Source organism: uncultured Nostoc sp., assembly GCF_964247315.1.
In the GTDB taxonomy this organism is placed as follows: Bacteria; Cyanobacteriota; Cyanobacteriia; order Cyanobacteriales; family Nostocaceae; genus Nostoc.
On the sequence record NZ_CAXTTT010000130.1, the window covers coordinates 1 to 20,584 of the forward strand.

The 20,584-nt window shown below is 40.0% G+C and carries 21 protein-coding genes; 14 read left to right on the top strand and 7 right to left on the bottom strand.

Annotated elements, in window-relative coordinates; all coding sequences use genetic code 11:
• Positions 1-49 precede the first annotated feature (49 nt).
• Positions 50-280 carry a hypothetical protein gene (locus ACFE93_RS28710; protein ID WP_375478554.1) on the bottom strand — a complete coding sequence of 77 codons (231 nt, stop codon included), beginning with the start codon at positions 278-280 and terminating at the stop codon, positions 50-52.
• Positions 281-782: 502 nt separating this feature from the next.
• Complete coding sequence (locus ACFE93_RS28715) at positions 783-2,093, bottom strand: efflux RND transporter periplasmic adaptor subunit (protein WP_375478556.1); 1,311 nt, start codon at positions 2,091-2,093, stop codon at positions 783-785.
• A gap of 495 nt (positions 2,094-2,588) precedes the next feature.
• On the opposite strand from ACFE93_RS28715, the gene psaK reads away from it, so the two are divergent.
• The 8 genes from psaK to ACFE93_RS28755 all read left to right on the top strand — a co-directional run bounded on the left by psaK (position 2,589) and on the right by ACFE93_RS28755 (position 10,140).
• Positions 2,589-2,849, top strand: a complete 261-nt coding sequence (gene psaK / locus ACFE93_RS28720; RefSeq protein ID WP_292856465.1) for a photosystem I reaction center subunit PsaK — start codon at positions 2,589-2,591, stop codon at positions 2,847-2,849.
• A gap of 428 nt (positions 2,850-3,277) precedes the next feature.
• Positions 3,278-3,529: a hypothetical protein gene (locus ACFE93_RS28725; protein WP_375478558.1), complete on the top strand. Its 252-nt coding sequence runs from the start codon at positions 3,278-3,280 to the stop codon at positions 3,527-3,529.
• Positions 3,530-3,859: 330 nt separating this feature from the next.
• Positions 3,860-4,447 (top strand): LemA family protein, encoded by a 588-nt coding sequence (locus ACFE93_RS28730; RefSeq protein ID WP_375478560.1) that lies wholly within the window; start codon positions 3,860-3,862, stop codon positions 4,445-4,447.
• Between the two features lie 6 nt (positions 4,448-4,453).
• Positions 4,454-5,800 (top strand): M48 family metallopeptidase, encoded by a 1,347-nt coding sequence (locus tag ACFE93_RS28735; RefSeq protein ID WP_375478562.1) that lies wholly within the window; start codon positions 4,454-4,456, stop codon positions 5,798-5,800.
• A gap of 12 nt (positions 5,801-5,812) precedes the next feature.
• Positions 5,813-6,385, top strand: coding sequence for a hypothetical protein (locus ACFE93_RS28740; RefSeq protein ID WP_375478564.1), 573 nt, complete (start codon positions 5,813-5,815; stop codon positions 6,383-6,385).
• Positions 6,386-6,903: 518 nt separating this feature from the next.
• Positions 6,904-7,623 carry a hypothetical protein gene (locus ACFE93_RS28745; RefSeq protein WP_375478566.1) on the top strand — a complete coding sequence of 240 codons (720 nt, stop codon included), beginning with the start codon at positions 6,904-6,906 and terminating at the stop codon, positions 7,621-7,623.
• A 250-nt stretch (positions 7,624-7,873) separates the two neighbouring features.
• The gene (locus ACFE93_RS28750; protein WP_375478568.1) at positions 7,874-8,641 is read left to right on the top strand and encodes a DUF1350 family protein; all 768 of its coding nucleotides are present in this window, start codon (positions 7,874-7,876) and stop codon (positions 8,639-8,641) included.
• A 362-nt stretch (positions 8,642-9,003) separates the two neighbouring features.
• On the top strand, positions 9,004-10,140 hold the full coding sequence (locus tag ACFE93_RS28755; RefSeq protein ID WP_375478570.1) for a PP2C family protein-serine/threonine phosphatase: 1,137 nt from the start codon (positions 9,004-9,006) through the stop codon (positions 10,138-10,140).
• Here the strand turns inward: ACFE93_RS28755 and ACFE93_RS28760 are convergent, their stop codons facing one another.
• The 4 genes from ACFE93_RS28760 to ACFE93_RS28775 form a co-directional block, all read right to left on the bottom strand.
• Positions 10,141-10,467, bottom strand: a complete 327-nt coding sequence (locus ACFE93_RS28760; RefSeq protein ID WP_375478572.1) for an STAS domain-containing protein — start codon at positions 10,465-10,467, stop codon at positions 10,141-10,143.
• An 864-nt stretch (positions 10,468-11,331) separates the two neighbouring features.
• Entirely contained in the window at positions 11,332-11,997 is a 666-nt protein-coding gene (grpE, locus tag ACFE93_RS28765; protein ID WP_375478575.1) for a nucleotide exchange factor GrpE, read from the bottom strand.
• A 110-nt stretch (positions 11,998-12,107) separates the two neighbouring features.
• The gene (locus ACFE93_RS28770) at positions 12,108-12,599 is read right to left on the bottom strand and encodes a Dps family protein (protein WP_194044787.1); all 492 of its coding nucleotides are present in this window, start codon (positions 12,597-12,599) and stop codon (positions 12,108-12,110) included.
• 123 nt (positions 12,600-12,722) lie between these two features.
• Complete coding sequence (locus ACFE93_RS28775; protein WP_104907642.1) at positions 12,723-12,986, bottom strand: ParB N-terminal domain-containing protein; 264 nt, start codon at positions 12,984-12,986, stop codon at positions 12,723-12,725.
• Between the two features lie 115 nt (positions 12,987-13,101).
• On the opposite strand from ACFE93_RS28775, the gene ACFE93_RS28780 reads away from it, so the two are divergent.
• The gene (locus ACFE93_RS28780) at positions 13,102-14,799 is read left to right on the top strand and encodes a SpoIID/LytB domain-containing protein (protein ID WP_375478577.1); all 1,698 of its coding nucleotides are present in this window, start codon (positions 13,102-13,104) and stop codon (positions 14,797-14,799) included.
• 237 nt (positions 14,800-15,036) lie between these two features.
• Here the strand turns inward: ACFE93_RS28780 and ACFE93_RS28785 are convergent, their stop codons facing one another.
• Complete coding sequence (locus ACFE93_RS28785) at positions 15,037-15,336, bottom strand: ferredoxin (RefSeq protein WP_375478579.1); 300 nt, start codon at positions 15,334-15,336, stop codon at positions 15,037-15,039.
• A 602-nt stretch (positions 15,337-15,938) separates the two neighbouring features.
• Here ACFE93_RS28785 and ACFE93_RS28790 point away from each other — a divergent pair.
• The 5 genes from ACFE93_RS28790 to ACFE93_RS28810 all read left to right on the top strand — a co-directional run bounded on the left by ACFE93_RS28790 (position 15,939) and on the right by ACFE93_RS28810 (position 20,297).
• Positions 15,939-16,955: a Gfo/Idh/MocA family protein gene (locus ACFE93_RS28790; RefSeq protein WP_375478581.1), complete on the top strand. Its 1,017-nt coding sequence runs from the start codon at positions 15,939-15,941 to the stop codon at positions 16,953-16,955.
• Positions 16,955-17,731: a type I methionyl aminopeptidase gene (gene map / locus ACFE93_RS28795; RefSeq protein ID WP_375478583.1), complete on the top strand. Its 777-nt coding sequence runs from the start codon at positions 16,955-16,957 to the stop codon at positions 17,729-17,731. Before ACFE93_RS28790 ends, map begins: the two co-directional genes overlap by 1 nt.
• 140 nt (positions 17,732-17,871) lie before the next feature.
• Positions 17,872-18,285, top strand: a complete 414-nt coding sequence (locus ACFE93_RS28800; protein ID WP_375478585.1) for a GNAT family N-acetyltransferase — start codon at positions 17,872-17,874, stop codon at positions 18,283-18,285.
• A 164-nt stretch (positions 18,286-18,449) separates the two neighbouring features.
• Positions 18,450-19,064 (top strand): Uma2 family endonuclease, encoded by a 615-nt coding sequence (locus tag ACFE93_RS28805; RefSeq protein WP_375478587.1) that lies wholly within the window; start codon positions 18,450-18,452, stop codon positions 19,062-19,064.
• A 543-nt stretch (positions 19,065-19,607) separates the two neighbouring features.
• On the top strand, positions 19,608-20,297 hold the full coding sequence (locus ACFE93_RS28810; protein ID WP_375478589.1) for a hypothetical protein: 690 nt from the start codon (positions 19,608-19,610) through the stop codon (positions 20,295-20,297).
• Positions 20,298-20,584: the final 287 nt, after the last annotated feature.

Sequence of the window (20,584 nt, forward strand, 5' to 3'; positions counted from 1 at the left end):
TGGATGGTTTACCCACTGCTGTTACTATATTTCACCCAACTGAGAACCGCTATAGATTTGTACGGCTATAAGTAGCGTCTAGCCCAACAAAGCGTAGGCTGCTACCATTGGCGTTAAATTCAAAACAAGCAGTAAAATTATCTCCCTGACTCGAATTAACATTGACATTATAACTTTTGCCCTCCACTCCAGCTTGTACTGGCGCAGCTAACAACATTATCTGTCCAAGTAAACAAGTTAAAAGTAAACCACATTTAGATTGGATGATTTTCCCTGACATAATTGTTTACCTTTGTTATGTAATCAAGTAATTGCTTACTTTTACTCATTGGTGACAGGTTAAAGTCATTAACCATTTGTCAATAAGTAATGGTAATTAAATTTAGTAAAAATCGAGGTTGCAAACGTAAATTTCCAGCCTGTGATGCCTTTGCATAGCGTCTCATAGACAAGACTAGCTACGCTTACGAATATTTAAAAGTATCGTTCATCCTTGCCTTAAAATTTAGTATAAAGCTTAATTAGATACTCGATAGCATAGATAATTTACAGCTTAATCACTATTGACAAAACGAGTTATATCTTAAAATGTCACGAATGCTTTCTTTTTAAAAGAAAAGAATGGAAGTGAGTTCAGCGTGTATTGCTATAGATATATACGTAGAGACTACTTTACAAGTTCTCCGACAAAGAGCGATCGCTATAGTTAACGCTCTTGGGTGAAGATTAGTAGGAGACAAGATTGAGACTTCTCCCCTGCTCCTCCTCTCTACTCCCCTTAATTAAAATTCTGGAACGATCGCAACACCATCCCTGAGATTGAGCAACCCTGAAATAATAACTTTATCTTCTGGCTGTAATCCTTCAATAACTTGGTAATTATTACCTTTAATCTCGCCTAGTTTTACTCGCCTTTGCCGAGCTACTTGTTGGGATACACCTTGGGGAGATGTTTCTGTTTCAACTATATAAACAAAAGTGTCCCCGCCTACACGAGTCATTGCTGTTGTGGGAATTAAAACTCCGGGGCGCTGATTCCAGAACACTCTAGTCCTGACCAATTGATTTGCACGTAGCTGATCGTTAGTGTTGTCAAAAAGTGCTTTAATCAATATCGTTTGTGTTTTATTGCTGGCATTAGGTGCAATAAAAAATATTCTACTTCTACCAAGTTTTTGTCCTTGTGTGTTCATCAACTCTACTGGCATACCCTTACGCAATTGAGGCCCTTGCTGTAGTGGTACAGAGATATTCACTTCTAAAGGTCGATTTTGCGTGATATTAACTAATGGTGTAGAAGTATTAACTAAATCACCGACTTTCACAGGGATGTTGCCAACTGTGCCACTAAAGGGAGCGGTAATTTTGTCAGACTGGGGCTGTTGTGTTTGAGTATTTACATTAGATTGCTGCAAGGATTTTTCAGCCTGTAAAATGGTGGCTCGTTGTGCTTGAATCCTGGAATCTATTGCATCCAGACTAGTCTTAGCATTGGCAAGCCGATTAGCAAACTGATTGCTAGTCTGTCGAGACACGGCTCCTTGTTCAGCTAGGCTGACAAACTTATCGTAGTTCTGCTGGTATAATTGCACATTCGCAACGTAGGATGGTCGTTCTGTTTCTAAAGATTTGAGTGTGGCGCGGGCATTTGCCAGTTGCACTAAAAATGCTTGAGGCACAGTATTATTCCTCGCGATCGCTGCCTGTGGTGTAGAATCTACTTGGAGAATTGCAGCTCCTTCGACGATTGGATCTCCCGATTTGACAAGTATCTGGGTAACTTGACCCTGAATTTTTGGCTGGAGCGTGACTGAGCGTAGGGATTTTAGACTAGCAATAAAATCTGAACTTTCCTCAATTATGCCGCTTTGTACTGTTGATATTTTGACTCTTACCCCTTGAGGTTGAGCGTTAGCAGTTGAAGGTGCTGAATTTTGCGGAGTGAGTAAACGCCAAACTAGAGTTGCTCCACCCCCTAACAATAGGAGTGCGGCTAAACTCAACCAAAGCCACCGCCGTTTTCCAGATGGTGGCTCAAATGACGTTTGTGGAGTTTTTTCTCCAAAATCAGTTTGAGGCTCAGGGGATGTCATGGCTTTTGAGGAACTTAAGGAACAAATTAACTAGAATTCAATCAAAATTTCATCTGTTGATCTGGAAATTACTGATTTAGCATGAGGTTTTGTAGCAAATTATGTGTTACCCTATTCAAATATACAGTTTTGATGATTCTGTCTAAATCTACCGAAAGGTGAATCCGCTCCTTAAATTTCTTACTTCAGTTATATTCCTCAAAAAGTCAGGGATCTTTTTATTCCTAACTGCTGCCCGAATTGCTATGGATGCATTGAAATAATTTTATCCGAATTACTGTTATCTAAGTATAAATCAAGACTAATAAGGTGCTTATTTCAGACATTGAAATTCAAACTAGCTACCACAATCAGCTCACCGCGTTGAACTCATATTGTATTAAGTAGTAAGAATAACTGTTAAATATTGATGCAAAATCAGGTAATTTCTTGAATTTGCTTCGGAAAGTTTCAGATTATGTTTTCAACCATTAATAAATTTCAGGAGCAAACCAGGTGTTAACCTCAACCTTACTCGCTGCTGCAACCACACCTCTGCAATGGAGTCCTACAGTTGGACTGATTATGATTATTGCTAATATCATTGCCATTGCCTTTGGCAAATCTACCATCAAGTATCCCAACGCAGAACCAAAACTACCCTCAGTCAATTTCCTTGGTAATTTTGGTGTACCAGCCCTTTTAGCAACTACCGCCTTTGGTCATATCTTAGGAGTAGGTACTATTTTAGGGCTGCATAACCTGGGAAGAATTTAGCTTCTTACCCAAGTTAGCCTTTATTTGATGATTCTTTTGTCTCCAGCTTTGAGCCAGAGAACTAACTCTCTGGCTCTTTTTTCGCTCAATTTTCCTGAGAGATTGCCAGGATACTCTAGATATTTTTTGTTCGAGAGTGGTTAAACAAGAAGTATTGGATTTAATTGATGAACCCGAAACGTGATGAAGTGTGGCTAAAATAGAAATCACTACACAAGCAAAAACCTAACGAATTTAAATAAATTGAGATTTTCGCCAGAACTTTATGAATACACTAAATAATCTGGCGCAACACATTGAGATGCTCTTATCCTGGATGCCTACGCACTACTAGAAGTAGCTATAGAAGCCAAGTAAAAAGGCAAATCTATCTGGGTTGCAGATGATAACCAAAATCCTGAAACTGAAATTATTGGTATCTAAACAACATGACAGATATAACAGATTTATCAAAAATAATTGCCAGCAAAGGCGACAATCCGCTAATTTTGTCACCTGTGAACTTGCAGTCACAAGAAGACTTAGAACTTGAGCGAAAACTGCGAGAACTCAAGTTTAAACAAGAACTAAGAAAAGATTGGATTTTATTTATTGTCAGGGATGTTGTAATTTTTCCTGCCGCCATCCTTTTTATTTTGGCTATCAGTGGTTATTCCCTATTTCTTCAGATTCATAGGTGATATATCTGGCACAATTTAAATCAACCGCAGAGGCGCAGAGTACACAGAGAAAAGAGAGATGATAGAGTTTACAAAAATTTGGAATTATTAGAAATTATTTCTCTTGTCTTTGTATTTCTTTGCCTCTGCGTTCTCTGTGCCTCTGTGGTTATTTAAAAATCTTACAATCTATCTAGTCAGTAAACTTGCGTAACTAATTTTACAGACGACGAAGCCAACTTGCTACAAGTAGACTCATCTTTATATCTACACAAATTTTGCTGGATATAAGGATTACCGTGATTGGTAAATCTGCAAAAAAGTAAGTATCTGATGGAAATAATCTAAAATATGGGGCTTTTAATATTTTCTGTTGCTTTAGTTGCCATTGTTGCTGTAATTATCATTAATGCCTACAACGATTTAGTTAAGTATCGCAACCGTTACAAAAATGCTTACTCTCAAATCGATGTTCAATTACAGCGTCGCTATGATTTAATTCCCAACTTGGTGGAAACTGCTAAAGGGTATATGAAACATGAGCGAGAAACCTTAGAAGCAGTTATTGCCGCCCGAAATTCTGCAATTAATGCTAGCAGTCGTGCCGCGCAAAATCCTGGCGATCCCCAAGCAATGCAACAGTTGGGCAATGCTGAAGGGGCGCTGACAGGTGCTTTAAGTCGGTTGATGGTAATTTCAGAATCTTATCCAGAGTTGAAAACCGATCGCGCCATAACTCAGGTAATCGAAGAACTATCTTCCACCGAAAACCGGATTGCTTTTGCACGTCAGGCTTTTAATGACGCGGTGACACTTTACAACACCAAAAGCGAATCTTTCCCTAGCAATCTTGTGGCAAATACATTTAACTTTACCGTTGCAGAATTGCTCCCTGAAGCTACTCCAGAAACAAGAAATGCTCCACGCGTGTCTTTTTAGGTGTCTATGAATTTCTTTGAACATCAGGATCGGGCACGCCAAAATACGCAACAATTAATCGGGTTATTTTCCCTGTCGATCGCAGTCATGATTATGGCAATTTATATTGCCAGTTTATTTCTGTTTCGCATGGCTCCTCGTGTTTGGTGGAATCCAGGGTTATTTCTCTACGTGGCTGGGATTACAATAATTGCGATCGCAGTGGGAAGTTTGTATAAAATTGCCTATCTCCGTCAAGGCGGAAGCGTAATTGCCCAAGAGTTAGGAGGAAGACTCCTGCTACCAGAAATAGCCGATGAACAAGGGCGACAACTATTAAATATTGTCGAGGAAATGGCGATCGCTTCTGGGATTTCTGTTCCACAAGTTTATCTCCTCGACAGAGAAACCAGCATTAATGCCTTTGCTGCCGGATTTTCGCCCAATGATGCTGTAATTGGAGTTACCCGTGGAACTTTGGAACACTTGAGCCGGGATGAGTTACAAGGAGTCATCGGCCACGAATTTAGTCATATTCTCAATGGAGATATGCGGCTAAATTTGCGTTTAGTGGGACTACTGCATGGGATTTTGTTCATTTATTTAACCGGGGAATTGCTGTTGCGTCTTCGCGGTAGCTTCCGCTTCGGAAAGGAAGACAAGGGTTTACCTATCTGGGCTTTTGGCTTGGCATTAATGGCAATTGGCGGTATCGGATTACTTTGTGGACGCTTGATTAAAGCCGCCGTTTCTCGCCAACGCGAATTTCTCGCTGATGCTTCAGCTGTACAGTTCACTCGCAACCCCAATGGACTTACCGGAGTCTTTCAAAAACTCCAACAGATGGATTCACGGTTAATATCGCCGGGTGCAGAAGCCGCTAGCCACATGTTTTTTGGCAATGCCCTCAACCCCTCTTTCTGGGAAAATATGTTTTCTACTCACCCACCCTTAGCAGAACGTATCCGCCGCGTTGGGGGTTTGAACGTCAGGAATTTAGCAGCAATGCCATCTCGCAATCAAATACGTTCCCCTTCCCAGGAATCCCTAACAATGGGCTTTGCTGGTGGTGACAACGCCACACCAGAACAGGTTGTAAACCAAGTTAGAAGCGTTACACCAGAGCATTTTGCCCATGCTCAAGCACTGTTATCGCAGTTACCAGAATCTTTGCGTTTGGGTGTGCGGGAGCAAGAAAGTGCAATGGCGATCGCTTTGGCGCTAGCGTTAGATACGGAAAATCTCCAAATTCAAGAACGTCAAATTGCTTGGTTACGCGAGGTGCAACCTGCTGATTTGGTAGAAAAAACTCTACAATTAAGTAGCGAAATTAGCCAATTAGATCCTAGAATTCGCTTGCCACTCGTGGATTGAGCAGTACCCGTATTGCGCCAAAATTCTGCCAAAGAATGCCAAAGGCTGTGCAAATGCGTCCACGGTTTAGTTGTAGCCACCGGAAGTTTATCACTGTGGCATTTTGTGTTGCAGTTAATACTGTGGCATCGTTTTCAACCTAGTATAAATCCTACATCTACTACAACGGTAGAATTCACCTCCATCGAAGAGATTTGGCCAGATAGTCTATTAGTACTGTCCGTAATTGCCCGTGTCGGACACTCCCAACCTGATGCGTCTACTGAAGACATCGCCTATGCTTTTCGTTCTGGAGTTTTTCGACTTCCCAAAGCCGGAGAGCAAGAAAAACCAGAAATACCATTAAGCTGTAATTTTACTGAACTAAAGAAAAGTATTGAGCGTCTGCGTCTTGCCACTCCCAAACTCAAACAGGCTATTGTTGATGCTTGCGCCCACACGGTACTATTAGATAACAAAGTTACTCATTCAGAAGCAGATTTACTCAGAGCGCTCGTCATGATGCTAGAGTGTCCTATTCCCCCATTTTTAAACCCTCAGCCTAGTGTTTCCAAACAGAAACAACCTTCTCCAAAGCGAAGTTAATGTAACGACTGAGACACGATTATTTATAACTCAACAAATAAAGTCCGTTTTTACGGACTTTTCCATTATTAAATGACCTTTTGCCAAAACAATAACCTGTTGCTTTGCGATTCTATTTACAGGCAATTAATTTGTTTTTTTATCCTAACTATTACATAGCAATCCGATTTGATTTGTGAGAATTGCAACCCGCAGACCCCCGACTTATTTAAGAAATCGGGGATCTGGTTTCTCACGAATAATTTAGGATTGCTATAGTATACAGCAGATTTTAAGTTGTTGAGGTACATAAGCTAAGTCTGTTACCCAGGTATAAAGCGTGTTTTACTCCTAAATTCTGAATTCTGAATTCTGCTGTAAATAATTGTCTTGGCAAAAGAGTATCATATTGTACAAAAATTCTTGACATTGTTTATAAGTATTAACTTACCAGAAAAAGTTTAGACAAAATGCCAGCATTCTAGAAATTTGATTGCTATATTAGATTAAATAACTATTCTGGCAAGGGTTGAAAAGCTGTGCGGGATGATTTACAGGACTTAGAAATTAGTCAGGATGATCTGCAAAAGCTGACTAATTTACCTGTCAATGGGGAACTTTTAATCATTACAAATCCTCTCAAGCAATTAGCATCTATATATATACAAAAGCTTAAAAGCTCTGAAGGAGCAACTGTAGTTTTTATTGGATTTTCTACATTTATTTTTGTCTATATTTTCTTTGATTTAATTATTAAAATGTTTGTTACATGGATAACAATTCCATCTTGGATATTATTAATTTTCTTAGGTCTTTGGGTCGGGGGTCTGACACAAACTATCTTATATTTAATCTGGAAAAGTAGAAGTAAAATTGTTAAATCTAATATGACAAAATCTCTCCAAATCCTATTAAAGGAGGTTAATAGATATAATACTGTTATTAGAGTTATAGATATCAATGACCAAATAGAAGAAGCTGGTAATCCAGAAGTAATTATCAAGGAAAGAGAGCGCGCGATCGAAGCACTTAAACTCACGAAAGCTGATTTAGTTCGCGCTTTGAAGACAGAAAGAATTTTAAGAGAGAACAAGAATTTTATCCTGAGTAATACAGAACTATTTGTCAACAATTTAGCAACTTTAACAGCTATGCAAGTAACAGAGGAGGCTACTGAGCATGGAAGATTACTCAATGAAGCATTACAAATTGCATTAGATGTACAATACGAGATGAAAAGATTACAGACTCAACGTTAAGATAATTCGTAATTCGTAATTCATAATTAAGTTTTGTAATGGTAATTTAGAAAGCACTCCTGAATTCACTCAGAATTCAGTAAGAGTTTGAGAAAGCGTAGGTGCTGCCGATAAGTCCATAGACACTACTGGGTGAGTTGGCTTCCAATCTACTAGTAGGATATTTTCAATGGCTTTTTCCATAATCCTTCCCACGGTTGCGATCTGCGGTCTAACATAAAGAATAATCGTAAAGCGATCATTTATCCGTATGGACTGGAAAGAAATTAGAGGGAACTGGGTAATCATTCCCCAAAATCCCATAGGTATCGTTCATTTCTTAGGAGGTGCATTTGTCGCCACTGCACCGCACATCACTTATCGCTGGTTACTCGAACAACTGGCAAGTAAAGGCTATGTTGTAATTGCTACGCCTTTTGTCAATACACTAGATCATACTGCGATCGCCAAATCCGTGCTGTTAAACTTTGACCGCACCCTCGAACGATTGCATGATTCTAGGGCATTACGCAAGCTTTACTTCCCTATCTACGGCGTTGGACACAGTATGGGCTGTAAACTCCATTTGCTGATTGGTAGCCTTTTTAAAGTAGAACGTGCAGGCAATATTTTAATATCCTTCAACAACTACGCCGCTAAAGAAGCTATCCCTCTAGTAGAGCAGTTCAATTCTACTTTGAAAATCGAATTTACCCCCTCACCGTTGGAAACTAACAAACTTGTCCAAGAACGTTACAATATCCGGCGCAATTTATTAATAAAATTTAGTAATGACACCATCGATCAATCGGCAGCTTTAACCAAAATCTTACAAGAACGTTTTGATGAGATGGTGACAGCGCAAACGTTACCAGGAAATCATACAACACCTTTAGGTCAAGATATTAAATGGCAAACGGGAACATCTTTTACCCCCTTTGATGCTTTAGGGCAATGGTTCAAGCAAGAAGCATACCGCGACTTAAACCAGTTAAAAAGCAACATTCTTTTATGGCTAAATCCTTTGGGAGCGCCATAATATTTTATGACTGTTAAACAGTTGTAAATTCGATGAGTAAATAGAAATGAGTTATAGTGCTTCTGATTTGAGTCTAATAAAGACTGAACCCTCAATTCTTTACGCCTGTTGCTATAACGCAGTGTACTTTCTCTTTTTAAGAGAGAGGGGTCAAAGTCTATTGCATACATAGACACGTAGCGGCTACTCTACGAGTTATCCGTTCGTGCTAGCGTCTCTCCTTGAAAGAAGCACTACCCGCAGGGTACGATCAGCGCTATAGCAGCATCTTTGTATTGATACTACTAGCTTATTAGCTCATACCATATTTTTATTTTCTATTTTGACAAAAAATTATTAATGAGTGTTTTCAATAAATTTATATGTTTCAAATACTAATAATTGATGACGATTATTCAATAAAAATACTCCTAAAAAGGATGTTGGAAAAACAGGGTTATGAAGTAGTTACTGCCAGTAGCGGTGAGGAAGGAATAGAAAAAGCACTAGTTTATCGTCCAGCACTAATTATTTGTGATTGGATCATGCCGGGGTTGAATGGTCTGGAAGTTTGCCACCGCATTAAAGCAGATACCAAATTTTCTACCACATTTTTTATTTTATTAACATCCTTAGATTCCGTTGCTGATTGCGTCAAAGGTCTAGATGCTGGTGCTGATGATTTTATTTCTAAACCTATTGAGCATAATGAATTACAAGCTAGGGTAAGAGCGGGATTACGCCTGCATCAGTTGAGTAGAGATTTGCAGGCTCAAAAGTTGCTTTTAGAATCAGAAATGTCAGAAGCAGCAGAATATGTGCGATCGCTGCTACCTTTTTCCATGACTGAACCCTTCAATATAAATTTTCGATTCATTCCCTCGCGACAACTCGGCGGTGACTGTTTTGATTACTATTGGCTCGATGATGACTATCTGGCAATTTACTTACTCGATACTGCCGGACATGGACTCAAAGCTACCCTTCCTTCTGTTTCAGTGCTGAATCTGCTGCGTTCTCGTGCGCTCAAAAGTCTCGATTACTATCAACCTAGTGATGTATTGAAGGCTTTAAATGATACTTTTCAGATGAATTATCAAAATGATAAATACTTTACGATTTGGTATGGAGTTTATAACCGAATTAATCGCCAGTTAATTTATGCTAGTGCAGGTCATCCACCAGCAGTTTTAGTAACTGGCACATCTCCAAGAAAGTCTAAAGTTAAACTATTGAAAACCCCTGGTATGCCAGTTGGCATGTTTCCAGAGGCAAAATATGTTGATGGGTTTTGCAATATCGAAAAATTCAGTACCCTTTATATTTTTAGTGATGGCGCTTATGAAATAACTAAATCAGACGGCACACTTTGGAGTTTGGATGCTTTTATTCAGCTACTAGTTAGCTTACAAGATCCTGTTGATAGCCAACTCGAACGCGTACTCAGTTATTTAATCGCCCTGAACTCCAAAGATGCTTTTGATGATGATTTATCTATTTTGCAAATGAAGTTTGATTAATTACGTATTAGACACTAAAACCTGATTAAATGCATCTTGACTGGGAAAAATTTCAAATACTTTATCCATATTAGTCAGTTCAAATAATATCCTGACTTGCTCATTAATTGAGCAGAGAGCAAGCTTAGTATCTGCGGCTCGCAAGGTTTTAAAAGCTAATACTAAAGCTCCCAAACCTGAACTATCCATAAACGTTACATCTTTAAAATCAACTAACACAATTTTCGCACCACTTTCTAGAATATCAGTGATTTTTTGTCGAAACTCTTGTGAAGTTGTGGCGTTCAAATTACCACTAAGCTTAATAACTTTTACTTGTTCTATCATAATTATGATACTCTGACTCATGTAAATAATGTTCTGATTTCGCTATTATAGAGCATTTAAAAATGCTTGTAAAATAAAATTTAAGATTAAATATTGAGTAATCATTGATAATTAATCATGATAGATAAATATTAATTATAAAAATTTGAATCTATTTTTTTGTAATTTTAAAAAATCATTAGCTTAATTCAGTATAATTTTTTTACTAGAAATAGACCAATTATAAATCAATCCGCTAAGTAAGTCGGCATAATAAAAAACTGGTATATTTAGTTTTGTAAAAATATTAGAATAACTAATTTATAAGCCGTTCGTTGATTTGATGTTTTATCATGTATGTTGATTTTTTAACGCCGACTTACTTGCATCTTATCGATTTAGATATATACTTACATACAAGCTGAAGTTACTGCTTTTCAGATTATTTACCAAAGATTTTTGCAAAACTGAGATTCTCCAATAAATCTCATGAGAATGCTTTCATTAAGCAATTCAAAATTCAAACAGTCTCAGTTATGCCTACGCATAGCTAAACTAAGTCTAGCAATAGCTTTTCCTCCCTGAGTACTTAATGATAGTAACTAGGATCTACGTTTATTTATGTCCAATTACTTACATAATTGAAATAATTTAGCTCTGGATTACCGCTCTAAAGCCAAAAATTTAGGTTTCAACAGCACCAAGCAAGCTAGAACCGACACCAAAGCTTTAAAAGAAGTTTTCTGAAAGCGATCGCTTATGCTATTTTAGTATTCTCAATATCTGTTATTTCTCGACAGATAATACAAAAAGTAAAGAGTTATGAATTTGTTACTCCTAACTCCTGTACAGACGCGATTAATCGCGTCTTTACTCCTCACTCCCTCAAACAGGACTCACTTTGGCTCTGTAAAGCAGCTTTTCACCTTGAAGATAGCCAGTGTAGCGGACTTTGACTGTTTCTCCAGGTTGTGCAGTTCCCTCCAGCAATTGGTGCAGTTGGGGATCGTAAGGTAATTCTGCTCCCACAGGTGCGATTGCTTCCACTCCCCACGCCTGTAAAAACTTTTCCAGAGGTTTCTGCACCAACGGTACTATTTTGACTGCTGCTAGCTGGGGATTCTCCTGCGCTTTCTGTGCTGCTGTTGGCCATTGCAATAATAAAGACTCCAGCAGTTGCAAACTCGACTGCTGGAGTTCTTGTAGTAATATCTCTCGCTGCTGTTCTAATTGAAGTTGCGAGCGATCGTACTCTTTTCTTAAATCTGTAATTTCTTGTAATAATTCCTGAGTAGGCGCTGTTTTCTCTAGTAACAACTCTACGCTTGAAAAAGTTGCAATTAATTCATTCAATGGCATCTGTAGCACAGGTGAAAGCTTAAGCAGTACATCTACCCGCATCTGCTCTAACTTTCCTTGGCGTAAGCGCAAAAGTTGACGCTCTGAGACACTAGCAGCGCGACTCAGCCCTTTAAAACTAGAAATACCTACCTGTTGCATTAAATTTTGCAACTTTTGGGAATGGGGCATTGGGGATTGGGCATTAGGCATTGGTTACTGAGTAATTGGGGACTGGGTATTGGGGATTAGGCATGGGTATTGGCGATTAAGTTTTTTCTCTATTCCCTATTCCCAATGCCCAATGCCCCATGCCCTATTTCCTATTCTTCCAGTAAACTTCTCAACATCCAAGCTGTCTTTTCGTGTACTTGCATCCGCTGAGTCAATAAATCGGCGGTAGGTTCGTCGTTAACTTCCTCTATCACGGGGAAAATAGACCGTGCAGTTCTGACTACAGCTTCTTGTCCTTCTACAAGTTCGCGAATCATCTCCACAGCTTTAGGAACTCCGAGAGTTTCTGGAATCGAACTCAGTTTTGCATATTCGCTGTAGGTTCCTGGTGCGGGATAGCCAAGCGCTCTAATTCTCTCGGCTATTAGATCAACTGCTAAGGCTAATTCTGTATACTGGGTTTCAAACATCAAATGCAATGTTTGAAACATCGGCCCCGTTACATTCCAATGGAAGTTATGAGTTTTCAGATACAGTGTATAAGTGTCAGCCAACAGGTGAGATAAACCATCGGCAATTTTAGCCCTACTCGCCTCGTCAATGCCGATATTTACATTTTTGACTGTTACTTTCGATGACATAATTTTCTCCTAATTAGGTTATATGTAATGGGGGATTGGAAATTGGGGATTGGGAATTGGGGATTGGGCACTGGGAATACCTAATTCCCCACTCCCTATTCTCCATGCTCCATGCCCCATTCTCTATGCCAAGTGCATCTTCAAAACGCTACGGGGTGCTTTACGGACTCTGGCTAAAACGGTTTCTTTGCCTAAACGCTGGCAAGCTTCATACCGATGGCAACCAGAAAAGCCATAATATTGCCCATCTACTTCTAGGACATCAATAGGTTCTTGCTGCCCAATCTCCGCAATCGATTCCATTAAGGCTTGTACTTTATTTGGATCGTTTGTACGCGGCAATGGCCGTTTTATCTGATTTAATGGAATTTCTTGGACTTTAACCATAAAGAGTTTATCCAACTAGTTCTGTTTTTTGTCTCTAATTAAATCATAGTCATTATGACTTCGTTTAGCAACTAGTATTTAGGGCAAAATTGGTAATGGTATCATTGGAGCATTCATGCGACAAAAAAACCGCACTACAAAGCAATTGGAAAATCAGCTCCAACGACGCATTAAGGGGCAGAAGACGCTTGAGTACTCGCTATCGCTTCCCTATCAGGTAGCCATGAAATTTTCGTTTTGGCGTTTTCCCCACACTGTGCTTACAATATTTTGTCTATTGGGACTGACTGCTGCATCAGGGCCTGAGAGCAACATCCAGGATATAGAACTGAAAATTGGGATTGTGCAGCGATTTGGCGATCAGCCTACAGCCAAGCTGCAACTGGAACCCATAAAAGGCGATCGCTTAAAGCTAAAATTTCAAGCGGGCAATAAGCAGCAAATCCTGTTTACTAAAAATCCTGTAAAGCTGGAAACAGTCATGCAAGCTTTACCCCAGTCAGCAGTCGAAGAAGTAGTAGTTTTGGGCACATATCGTACTTTTGAAACTGCGGAAGACAGTGCTAATAAATGGCGTTCTCAAGGAATGGAAGTGGAAATAGCCCAGCCAGAACGCTGGCAGGTTTGGGCAAAACGAGATGTTTACAGCACTCCTTTACTGCGACGCTTGCTATTGCAGAACATCCAAGCATCTACCCAAGAAAAAGTATATCTTGATACTAAAATTCTGAAACAAGTGCCGCGGGTGAGCTGGGTGGTGAATGGTAATCGCTATAGCCCGAATGACTTGGAAATTAGCACTGATAAAAATTTGATTCGGGTAAATAAAACCGAAAAACAAGAGTTTGCTCGTCTTTATGCCGGTCGAATGAATTTGCAGCCAAATGCTTATGGCACATACACTCTAGTTAATCAAGTACCGTTAGAAACTTATTTGCGTGGGGTTGTGCCTTACGAAATAGGAACAGATGCACCAACAGCGGCACTAGAGGCTCAAGCAATTCTCGCCCGGACTTATGCCTTGAGAAATTTACGTAGGTTTGCCGCAGATAACTATCAGTTGTGTGCTGATACTCACTGCCAAGTTTATTATGGGTTGAAGGGAGCAGCTGCCAAAACAGACCAAGCGATCGCTTCAACTAGGGGTAAAGTACTAACTTATAAAAATGAACTAGTAGACGCCCTGTATTCTTCTACCACTGGTGGCATTACCGCTTTTTTTAGCGATGTCTGGAATGGCGACGATCGTCCCTATTTGCGCCCTGTACTGGATGCTCCGACTAATTTTTGGGACTTGTCTAAGCAGAGTTTAGCAGATGAAAAAAACTTCCAAAAATTTATTAACACGCAACAAGGATTTAATGAAAGCAAGTGGGATATGTTTCGTTGGCATAAGGAAACCCCTTTAAAAGATATTATCAAGGACTTGCAGAAATTTTTACAGGTGAAAAACAGTCCCCATGCCAAATTTAACACAATTCAGGCTATGGCAGTAGTGAAGCGAAGCCAAAGTGGACGTATCCTTGAACTTGCCGTTAAAACCGATCGCAGCACCTTTATTCTCCACAAAGACGAAGTTCGCAGTGCTTTTGCAGCGCCGATAAGTACGCTTTTTTACATAGAACCCCTAAACAAAGGCAAACCGGAACTCTGGGGATACGCTTTTATTGGTGGTGGATTAGGACATGGAGTCGGCTTGAGTCAAACTGGCGCTCAAAATTTAGCAAAACTAGGTTGGTCAAGTCCAAAAATTCTCCAATTTTACTATCCTGGTACTCAGATTCAAATTCTCAAAAAAGAGACTAAGCTTTAAGCTAATTAGCATTCAAGTTGCATCTTGAGCTAGGAGTCGGGAGTTAAGAAAAGGCAAAAAAATAAGCAGGAACACAACATTTACTGTGTTTCTGCTCAAGACAAAATTTGACTTTTTTTCAAAGTCGCTTTCACTGATACGCACGGCATTACAAGGGTATAAATTCTAGATGCCCTGCTTCTATTTTGTCAAAATTAGTAACTCTTGCAAGAGGTTTATGGTTGAGTCGCTTAACTCTTAGTAAAGTTCTTCTTCTTTGTGAGTTTCGATTGTTACGTCAGAGGTTGGGTAAGCAACACAAGTCAGTACATATCCTTTTTCTATTTGTTCATCATCTAAGAATGACTGGTCACTCTGATCGACAGTACCCTTGGTGATTTTACCTGCACAGGTCGAGCAAGCACCAGCGCGGCAAGAGTAGGGCAAGTCAAGACCAGCTTCTTCGGCAGCATCTAGAATATAGACATCATCATCAACGTCAAGTACTTGGTTCAGACCTTCAGCTTCGTTGAGTAGTGTCACTTTATAACTTGGCATTGAGTAATCCTCTCTTTTGCAAACGGCAGTATAAGTTATCTTAAGGCAAAGGTCACGGCTGTTCTGTAGAATTAGCCGCTGGTTTAAATTTGCTTCAATTCTGATACTACGAGAAAAATTAAGCGATGTACCTAGAAATTGAACCCGATTAGTAATGAAATTTAGTTACTTAATCCCGATAAGTTTTATTTATATTATTTTCTACCCGACTCAGGTTGTGATTAGAAAAAATTATCTTTTTGAAAATTAAGCATGAGTAAGGTTAATGTCACCTATATTTTGTAGGACTTACGCAGAAGAGGTTCTCCAATTCCTTTAAAAAGCAGATTAAACGCGCCCGTTAGAACAGTAGAGATGTAATTTTTCTTTTGCCAATTTTTTTGTTCATTGTATTGACAAATTTCTTACATTATGGATTAAAAGGGGATTTTTTTGAAATCTTCCTTTTTGAATACACGTAATTCTATTTAGCTTCAAATAAAGTCTGATTTGTCCTTGAGGGGGTAGGACGAATGTTGTAGAGTCTAGACTGGTGAACCCCATGAAGAGAGAACCTCACCACTAGAAGCGTGGGAAGATCAAAAACAGAATTAATGAGGATCATGTATAATTCAGAAGCAGCTTTGGAAAAAGCAAGAGTGCGTGTAGGTTTGGTAGGTACTGGGTATGCGGCAAAGTTTCGGGCTGAGGCATTGCTCCATGATGAGCGATCGCACATAGTCGCAGTTGTTGGTCATACAAGAGAAAAAACCGAAACCTTTGCCAGAGAGTACCAGATTAAAGTCTTGAGTACTTGGCAAGAGCTAGTAGAGCGTGAAGATATAGACCTAGTAGCGATCTGCACTATTAATCGAGATCATGGTGCGATCGCTCGTGCAGCACTTGCCAATGGCAAACACGTAATTATAGAGTATCCTCTTTCGTTGGATGTAATCGAAGCAGAGGAACTGATTGCTTTAGCCAAAGCACAAAAAAAACTCTTGCACGTGGAACATCTAGAACTTTTGGGTGGTTTGCATCAAGCCTTGAAGCAAAACTTAGCCAAAATTGGTGAAGTGTTTTATGTTCGCTACAGCACGATCAATCCCCAAAATCCCGCACCTCGGAAATGGACTTATAATCACGAGTTGTTCGGCTTTCCCTTAATTGGTGCCCTGTCTCGCCTACATCGCCTCATAGATTTATTTGGTACAGTATTTACTGTTAACTGTCATCAGCGATATTGGGAAATAGAACCGGAATACTACCAAACCTGTTTATGCACTAGTCAACTCTGCTTTAGCAGTGGACTTTTAGCCCAAGTAGTCTATGGCAAAGGCGAAAGTATTTGGCAATCAGAACGCAAATTTGAAGTTCACGGTGAAAAAGGTGGTTTAATTTTTGATGGCGACACCGGAATATTCGTCCAGCCGGGGGAAACAACATCTATAGATGTTGGTTCTCGTCGGGGTTTGTTTGCCAAAGACACGACTATGGTGTTAGACCATCTTTTTGACGGGACTCCTTTGTACGTTACCCCAGAGGAGAGCTTGTATACCCTCAAGGTAGCTGATGCTGCACAAAGAGCTGCACAGACAGGGTTAACTATGTTTATGAAAGATACTTTAGATAAAAGTTAATGAAAACCGAACTAATTGTTATTTTATCCCAACGAGAATTAGACAAAATGCGTCAAGCTGGGCGTTTAGCTGCTAAACTTCTCCAGCATTTGGAACCGTTCGTGAAGCCAGGGGTTAGCACTCTTGAACTAAATGATGAAGCCGAACGTTGGACGCAAGCGCATGGAGCAAAAAGCGCACCCCTTGGCTATAAAGGTTATCCTAAATCGATTTGCACTAGTGTAAATGAGGTAATTTGTCATGGCATTCCCAACGCCAAGCAAATCCTCAAGGATGGTGACATCATTAATATTGATGTCACGCCGATTGTTGAAGGTTATCACGGCGATACATCGAAGACATTCTTTGTCGGTACTCCTTCCCCAAAAACGAGAAAGCTGGTAGAGGTGACAGAGGAGTGTTTACGCTTGGGTATTGCTGAAGTTAAGCCTGGGGGACGCATTGGAGATATTGGTGCAGCTATTCAAGAGTATGCTGAAGGACAAGGCTTTTCTGTAGTGCGAGATTTTGTTGGACACGGCATCAGTAATATTTTCCACACTGCGCCGGATGTTCCCCACTATGGCACACGGGGTAAGGGCAAGCGCCTCAGACCAGGGATGGTTTTTACTATTGAGCCAATGATTAATGAAGGCACTTACGAAGTCGAGGTTCTGGGCGATAAGTGGACTGCGGTAACGCGCGATCGCAAGCTTTCTGCTCAATGCGAGCATACCTTAGCTGTAACTGAAGATGGCGTTGAAATCCTTACACTACCTGAAGGCAAGAATTACTAGGTTGTATGACAACATACTATGAAAAAATTCCTTTCATTTGGGAGGAACCAAAGCCACTAATCCCAGTTTCTGAAAGACTTATATTTCATTCGCTCAACGATGTCAGTATAAAAGATTTCACTGCTACCGTAAGCTGTGCTATGAGTTCATCATTAGACCGAAGCGATCAAAAAGCAGTTAGAAAACTGGGAGCAGATGAGGCGGCGGCAAAGTTAATGGCACAAGTTAGGAATGACTTTGATTATGAACCACAATGGTGGCAACTTGGATATAACAATATAGGTGAACTAGTAGGGTTTATCCAACCAGTAATATATCGCGGGTGTCGCAAAGAGAATCTGGAAGAAGGCACAATCTACTATATTGGTGTTGTCCCCAAACAGCGAGGGAAGCGTTACATTTATGACCTTCTGTGCCAAGCCACGCATATACTCCAAAAAATTGGTGTTTGGCAGATATTTTGTGATACAGATGTCCTCAATTCACCAATGATTAGAGCTTTCCAAGATGTAGGTTATCGCCAGTTTGCTTCACCTTGGCAACGCCCTCTATAGAGGTTGCCGTGAGCTAAACTTAAAAATCTTAAGGAGAGAATTGATTCTCAGAAAACTTTTCCGAATTCAATTTTTCCTTTTTATTTTTGCTTGATCAAAGGTAGTTAGAATAATCAAGAACAGCAATACTGACTTTAGTTCTGAACCTGAAAGGACAAATCTTGATGCTCTCAGGCACTATTAATACAAGCAATCTTAACTCTGAGGCATTCGTTGCTGGCTATCTGGATGATGTACGTTACGAGTTAATTGACGGAGAACTAATCGACTTGGAACCCACTGGACTTCATGAACAGGTAGCTGGGTTAATTAATCGTAAGCTCAACGTAGCAATTGATCTGCTCAACTTGCCTTGGTTTATTCCCATGAAATGCCTAATTAAACCATTAGGTCAAAATTCAGCTTTTAGACCCGATGTTGTGATTCTCGATCAGACGGGTTTGGCGAATGAGCCATTATGGAAAACTGAGCCAGTGATTACATTAGGCAAGTCTGTTAAATTGGTCGTAGAGGTTGTGAGTACAAATTGGCAGAATGACTATGCCCGGAAAGTGGAAGACTACGAAGCTTTAGGCATTGAGGAGTATTGGATCGCAGATTATTTAGGGTTGGGAGGCAAACGCTACATTGGCTTATCCAAACAACCTGTAATCACAATTTATCAGTTAGTCGATGGAACTTATCAAGGACAACAATTTAGGGGAACAGAACGCCTCATCTCCCAAACATTTCCAGACCTGAATTTGACCGCAGAACAGATATTTGTTGCAGGTCGTTAGAGTTAGAGATTGTGGAATATGTGGTGCTTTTTGGGATAAGTGTTTAAACTGCTTAATAATTATTTAGTGGGGGTTATGTTAGAAAACTGCAAAAACGATATAACATGACTCTTGGCACTATTTTGATGTCAACAATTATCGATATAACGCTTCTCACTTAAGTGCAATACAGACCTAACCCCCAACCCCTTCCCTACTAGCGTTGGGGAGTAAGATTCAAAGCCTCTCTCCTAAAAAGAGAGAGGTCAAAGTGTGTTGCATCCAAGCAAGAACCGCTATAAATCTAGTCCTTCTTAAATCTTCAGAGTTAATAGCAAAGACCTGTTCAAATCGGGTGTGGTTCTGTTATCTCTTCCCACTCGTTATTTCTCTACCTTATTTTCTCGGTGTTGCTGAATGAAAGTGTGAAACTCCATGTTTTAAACTGTTTCCTTTGCGCCTTTGGAGGAAACCAAATTCATACTTTTAATCAGCAACGCCGTTTAATGATGGGGAAATGATGAGGTAATTTTTTTACCCTCTAAGTTCAGGAGAAACTCATCAATGGCAGAATTAATCACAGATGCAAATCCTCTTAACGGTACTCCAGGCCCTGACACTCTAATTTACTTTAAGGTAGATGATCCTATAGGAGATAATTTTCTTCCGAGTAGTTATTTGGATACTGTTTACATAAACGGATTCGACGGTAACGACTCTATCGGCGATGCTTCTTTTAGCTACGATATCATCAATGGCGGTGCTGGGAACGATACTATCTATGGGGGTGTTAACTACGATGTCATTCTAGGAGATGATGTCGATGGCGTTGCAGGCAACGATTACCTCTATGGGGGAGAGGACACTGATGGTCTCTTTGGCCTTGGTGGCAATGATTTACTCAATGGGGGTGCTGGCACCGATACTCTCTATGGAGGCGATGGCAACGATGTTTTCCAGTTCGACTCAGTTTCAGATAGTCAACCTGGTTTGTTACGGGATATTATCAAAGATTTTGTTGGAAACGGTAACTTACCAGGAGATCGAATCGATCTATCTCCCATAGACGCTAACACTACCATAAAAGGCGATCAAGCCTTCACTTACATAGGAAGTCGCGCATTCACCGCACCCGGACAGATCCGTTATTCAAAAGATATTCTCCAAGGTAACACTGATAGTAATCTATCGGCTAATTTCGAGATTCAGCTTGAAGGATCGCCGCTACTAGTGGCAAGCGATATTATCGTTTAATAGACTTCTTGCAAAAGTCCTTAATACCCCACCCCCAACCGCTCCCCTTGCTAAGGGGAGGGGAGCGTTTGCCTTAGAAATACTAACTGTAGGTTGGGTTAAGCAAAGCGAAACCAAACGTTTCCGCGCTTGTTGGGTTTCGTTCCTCAACACAACCTACAAAAAATTAAATTTCGACCCTTTTTTAGGGTGACGTGTACTAAGTTCCTATATTGAATTCGGGCAGTCGTTGATTGAATTCGGGCAGTCGTTTATTGAATTCGGGCAGTCGTTTATTGAATTCGGGC